Source organism: Dyadobacter sp., assembly GCF_051859145.1.
Lineage (GTDB): Bacteria > Bacteroidota > Bacteroidia > Cytophagales > Spirosomataceae > Dyadobacter.
Map to the genome: position 1 here is coordinate 1 of NZ_JBHYGF010000324.1, position 4,952 is coordinate 4,952.

Consider the following 4,952-nt stretch of genomic DNA (forward strand, 5'->3'; position numbering starts at 1 on the left):
AGCAATGGCATGGAAATTTAACGGGTGAATGCTACAAGAAACAGATCATCAACAAACTTAATCATACAGCTATGTTCGACGAACTATTTAAGATCATACAACAAAGCGGCCAGCAGGCTGTTGTCGATAACGACCAGGTTCCTAATGAACATAACGAAGACGTTTTACGGGAGGCACATACGGCTGTCGTAAACGGGCTCGGGAATGTGCAGGCTTCTGGCCAGGTAGATGGGCTGGTGAACTCTGTTCAGAGTGGTTCGGCTCAGAGTAACCCAGCCGTACAGCAAATCTCGAACAACTTCATGGGCAGTATCATGCAAAAGTTCGGCATCAATGCATCTACCGCTTCTTCCATTGCAGCAGCTGTTATTCCAATGGTAATCAGCAAAGTAATTGCTGGCAGGGGAGCACAGGGCGGCGCAGGCGGCTTTGACCTGGGCGGATTGCTGGGCGGCCTGACCGGTGGCGCTTCAACTGGCAGTAATCAGAACAGCGGCCTCGGCGGACAGATCAGCAGCATCGGTAGTAAGTTCGGTCTTGACAAGGACAAAGACGGGGACGTCGATCTGAATGATCTTAAAAAAATGTTCTGAGGATTTCCTCTAATTATAGTTTAAACAAACTGCCTGGTGCAAGATCATTCTTATGCTGATCCCGAGAACCTGTTCCAGACTTTCTGGATGGGAGGGTTTGAATGCAGCGATCAGTTGAATTCGTCGGGAAACCGGGTCGATTTGCTTGATATTACCGGCCACCTGGACCTGATGCGGGAAGATTATGCCCGTATCAGGTCACTTGGCATTCAGACTGTACGGGAAGGAATCCGGTGGAGCGTGGTGGAATTTTTGCCTTATCAATACAATTTTGATACTGTTGCAGAAATGATGCACGCAGCTGACGATTTGGACATTCAACAGATATGGGACATTTGTCACTTTGGCTATCCTGCCGATCTCAGTCCTATGCATCCGCATTTTACACCGCGCTTCGTTGCAGTTTGTGAGGCTTTCGTAATCTTCTACACAAATCGTTATCCGGGTAAACCTCTGTTTGTCACACCTATTAATGAGGTAAGCTTCATTTCGTGGCTCGGCGGCGAGGTTGCAGGTACATCACCTTACTCCCTGAGAAACGGCTGGGAAGTAAAGTATGCATTGATGCGCGCATACATTGCGGCAGCAAGAGCGATGAAGCAAATAAGTACGCTCGTCCGCATTGTCACTACGGAGCCGCTCGCCAATGTGGTTGCCGGTATTAATCCAACCCAGACGGAAATTGCCAGGGCGGCCATTGAAAATGAATATCAGTTTCAATCCGTGGATATGCTCTGCGGCAGGATATGTCCTGAACTGGACGGCAGTGAGGATCTGGTGGATATATTGGGTTTCAATTACTATTATAATAACCAATGGGTGGCCGGCGATTATACCTATCTCGGCTGGAACGATGCGGTACCAGATCCAAGGTGGCGCCGCCTGGCCGATTTGCTTGAACCCGTTTACGACCGCTACAACAAGCCGATATTACTCTCAGAAACCAGTCACCCGAAGGAAGACCGGCCTATCTGGATTGAAATGATCGCCAATGAATGCGCCGAGCTCATCAGTCGCGGTGTTCCTCTTCTGGGTGTGTGTTTGTACCCGATTATTGACCGTCCCGATTGGGATAACCTGGATATCTGGCACCATGCGGGTATCTGGGATACGGATTTTACAAGCAAACACAGTAGGATTTTACACGAACCCTCCAAACAGGCGCTTCTTGCTGCCCAGCAGATCGTTGCCGCGAGCAGGGAAATCCGGCAGGCACAATAATTGGATTGTACACTCCGAAGGGATATCTCTCCCTGTTATTTTTTCAAAACCAAACTACTAGATGGACAATTACACAATGCTGCAATTCTTTGAATGGTATTATCCCGCGGACGGAAGTTTGTGGAACCACTTTGCAGCAGAAGCAGCGCGACTCAAATCAATGGGTTTCGACGCCGTTTGGCTTCCTCCTGCACACAAAGGAATGGAAGGCGGCAAATCATCAGGCTACGATTCGTACGATTTATACGATCTGGGCGAATTTGATCAGAAAGGATCAGTCAGAACAAAGTACGGTACGAAGGAGGAGCTGATCGCAGCTGTAAAACAAGCCCAGGAAGCTGGCCTCAACGTATACTCAGATATCGTTCTCAACCATATGGGCGGGGCAGATGAAAAAGAAACCGTGACTGTAAGGGAGGTTACCCCTGAAAACCGTAACGAGTTTGTCAGCGAGCCCAAACAAATTGAAGCTTATACCAGGTTTACATTCCCGGGCAGGGGAGGAAAGTACTCAGCGTTTGTCTGGGATTACCAATGTTTCTCAGGTGTTGACTACAATGCAGCCACCGAGGAAACCGCTATTTACAGCATTCAAAACGAGTATGGAGACGGGTGGCAGGATGTACTGGATCTTGAAAACGGCAATTTCGACTACCTCATGCTCTCGGATATTGATTTCAGGAACCCGCACGTGCGCGAGGAATTGAAGCGGTGGGGCGAGTGGTTTTACGAAACCGTGGGAATGGATGGATTCCGGCTGGATGCAATCAAGCATATGGACCCGCAGTTCTTCGTGGAATGGCTGGATCATTTACGTGGAAAATACAACCGCGAATTTTACTCGGTAGGAGAGTACTGGGCACCTTACGATCTGCCTTCCATGCACCAATATATAGAATCTACCGGCGGCAGGATGTCATTGTTTGACGCGCCTTTGCAGGGTAACTTCTTCCGCGCTTCCAAAGAAAGGGAGAATTTCGATCTGCGCGCGATCTTTGAAGATACCCTCGTGCAAACGCACCCGGAACTTGCCGTGACGCTGGTTGAAAACCACGATACGCAGCCTTTGCAATCATTGGAACAAACGGTAGAGCATTGGTTCAGACCGCTTGCCTACGCATTGATCCTGCTCAGGGAAGCAGGTTACCCATGCGTTTTTTACACCGACTTGTACGGATCTACATACAGCGACGAAGGGAACGACGGTCAGGTGCACGATATCACTTTGGAGAAACTGGAAGGACTGGAAACGCTTTTGTTTGTACGTAAAAACATTTCTTACGGCCAGCAGACTGATTATTTCGAAGCACAGGACAGCATTGGCTGGGTACGTGGCGGCGATGACGATCACGAAAACTCTGGCTGTGCGGTAGTGCTTTCCATTGGCGGTGACACAGCGCGGAATATGGAAATTGGCGCAAGGCATGCAGGAAAGACCTTTGTAGATTATATGGGTCATTTTGATCACGAAATCATTATTCCGGAAAACGGCTGGGCAGAATTCCCGGTGAAAGGCAGTTCGCTGTCAGTATGGGCAGTGAAAATGCAGTAATTAAATTGATGCACATGAAAATTCTATTATATACCTCGCTTCATAAGGATCAGCAGGATGCACTTGTTGAGCAGCTTTCAGACAAGGCAGAAGTTATAGTCAACGAGGATTTCACGGAGGACCAGCTCAGGGAAGCGATCGCGGATGCGGATATCCTGATCGGTAATCCGCCTGCGGAGCTACTTGAAAATGCGACTGAGAAGCTCAGATTCTGGCAGCTCGAAAATGTGGGGTTTGAACAGTATAAAGACGTGGATTTCAAAGGTAAGGTTGCCAATGTAGGAGATATGTCCGCCGCAGCCTGCGCTGAAACCATCATAGCCGGAATCCTCGGATTTTACCGTGGTGTACATATCATGGTCAAAAACCAGCTTAAAAAGCATTGGGCAAGTGAAAAAGTGGAAAGCAAGCTGGGACTGCTGGGCGGGAAAGAGGTGATTATCCTCGGATCGGGTGCGATCGGGCAGCACGTCAAGAAGATACTGGAAGCTTTTGAATGCCAGATCAGGATGACGGCAAAGAGCGACCCCGAAGCAGATATCCATTCGTTTGATGAATTGCTGGCCGCACTCCCGGACACTGATCTGATCGTTAACACCTTACCTGGTAACCTGGATAACTATGTGTCGGAGTCATTTTTCAATGCAATGAAAGAAGGCGCGCTTTACGCCAACGTTGGACGCGGGAATACTACGGATGAACCCGAAATGATCAAGGCACTCGAAAGTGGAAAGCTGCTTGGCGCTGTGCTCGACGTAACGGAGGTAGAGCCTTTACCTGAGGATTCAAAGCTCTGGGAAATGGAAAATGTGATACTTACCCAGCATACGGGCGCAGCTCACAAGGATCGGGACCGGGATAAGGTCAGGAAATTTGTGGAGAATATAAATCAGTTTTTAGGCGGAGGAGAAGTTAAAGATGAGGTCAGTTTGTCTGACGGCTATTAAATTGATCTGGTAGCATGGTGAGAAATGCCAGTACTCCTTTAAAGTTCTGAGACAAAAGAGATTTGTGTATAAATCTCAAACTAATTTTACATAAATTTGACGAGTTCATACTCTTAACTCCTCCATTAATGAAATTAGTTACCTCTACAGAATCAGGTTCACCAATCAGAAAATCTTATCAAAAGCCGCAACTGAGAAAATTAGGAAGTGTAGTACAACTCACAAAGCTTGGAAAGCTGGGTTCTAATTACGACGATATGACAGGCAACAGCGACTTTTCTGCCGATTAGAACTTCGCAATTGCTCTTTAAGATCTCTGCATTAAAAAATGTCAAACCGCATCAGGAATTATTCCGATGCGGTTTTTCAATTGAATCCAGCCAGATAGCCAGATAAATGATGCGGGATAGCTGCCAGATATAACGCGGTTTGACTCTGCCGTGAATGCGTTTATCAAATACCACTGCAACAATTTTACTGAACACCTGCCGATCGACTATTTCCCAGATCTTGTGTGCGGGCGATGCTATTTGTGGCCAGGCTGCATGGTATAACTGCTGTGCTGCATGCAGTCCGTATTCGATGAAGTTTGCTTTTGTATTCCTCGTCTGAACCGACGCAGGAATAATACCCTGCATT

5 protein-coding genes and 1 pseudogene are annotated in these 4,952 nt (G+C 47.7%); 5 read left to right on the forward strand and 1 reads right to left on the reverse strand.

Annotation, left to right across the window (positions count from 1 at the left end):
* From ACTIE6_RS17520 to ACTIE6_RS17540, 5 genes are all read left to right on the forward strand, one after another.
* Window positions 1-593, forward strand: a 593-nt coding sequence (locus tag ACTIE6_RS17520; RefSeq protein ID WP_439557874.1) for a hypothetical protein, incomplete at its 5' end; no start/stop codon positions are given.
* A gap of 36 nt (window positions 594-629) precedes the next feature.
* Window positions 630-1,814 carry an amine oxidase gene (locus ACTIE6_RS17525; RefSeq protein ID WP_439557875.1) on the forward strand — a complete coding sequence of 395 codons (1,185 nt, stop codon included), beginning with the start codon at window positions 630-632 and terminating at the stop codon, window positions 1,812-1,814.
* A gap of 61 nt (window positions 1,815-1,875) precedes the next feature.
* A complete protein-coding gene (locus ACTIE6_RS17530) occupies window positions 1,876-3,366 on the forward strand; it encodes an alpha-amylase (protein WP_439557876.1) in 1,491 nt (496 codons plus the stop codon).
* A 14-nt stretch (window positions 3,367-3,380) separates the two neighbouring features.
* Window positions 3,381-4,313 carry a D-2-hydroxyacid dehydrogenase gene (locus ACTIE6_RS17535; protein WP_439557877.1) on the forward strand — a complete coding sequence of 311 codons (933 nt, stop codon included), beginning with the start codon at window positions 3,381-3,383 and terminating at the stop codon, window positions 4,311-4,313.
* 128 nt (window positions 4,314-4,441) lie between these two features.
* Entirely contained in the window at window positions 4,442-4,603 is a 162-nt protein-coding gene (locus ACTIE6_RS17540; protein WP_439557878.1) for a lasso RiPP family leader peptide-containing protein, read from the forward strand.
* 51 nt (window positions 4,604-4,654) lie between these two features.
* Here ACTIE6_RS17540 and ACTIE6_RS17545 read toward each other — a convergent pair.
* Window positions 4,655-4,952 (reverse strand): annotated as a pseudogene (locus ACTIE6_RS17545) (asparagine synthase); the annotation flags it as partial.

What these genes read in the sequence shown, in the direction of transcription:
- ACTIE6_RS17530 (WP_439557876.1), top strand. Translation starts at nt 1,876, where the DNA reads ATGGACAATTACACAATGCTGCAATTCTTTGAATGGTATTATCCCGCG.
- ACTIE6_RS17535 (WP_439557877.1), top strand. Translation starts at nt 3,381, where the DNA reads ATGAAAATTCTATTATATACCTCGCTTCATAAGGATCAGCAGGATGCA.
- ACTIE6_RS17540 (WP_439557878.1), top strand. Translation starts at nt 4,442, where the DNA reads ATGAAATTAGTTACCTCTACAGAATCAGGTTCACCAATCAGAAAATCT.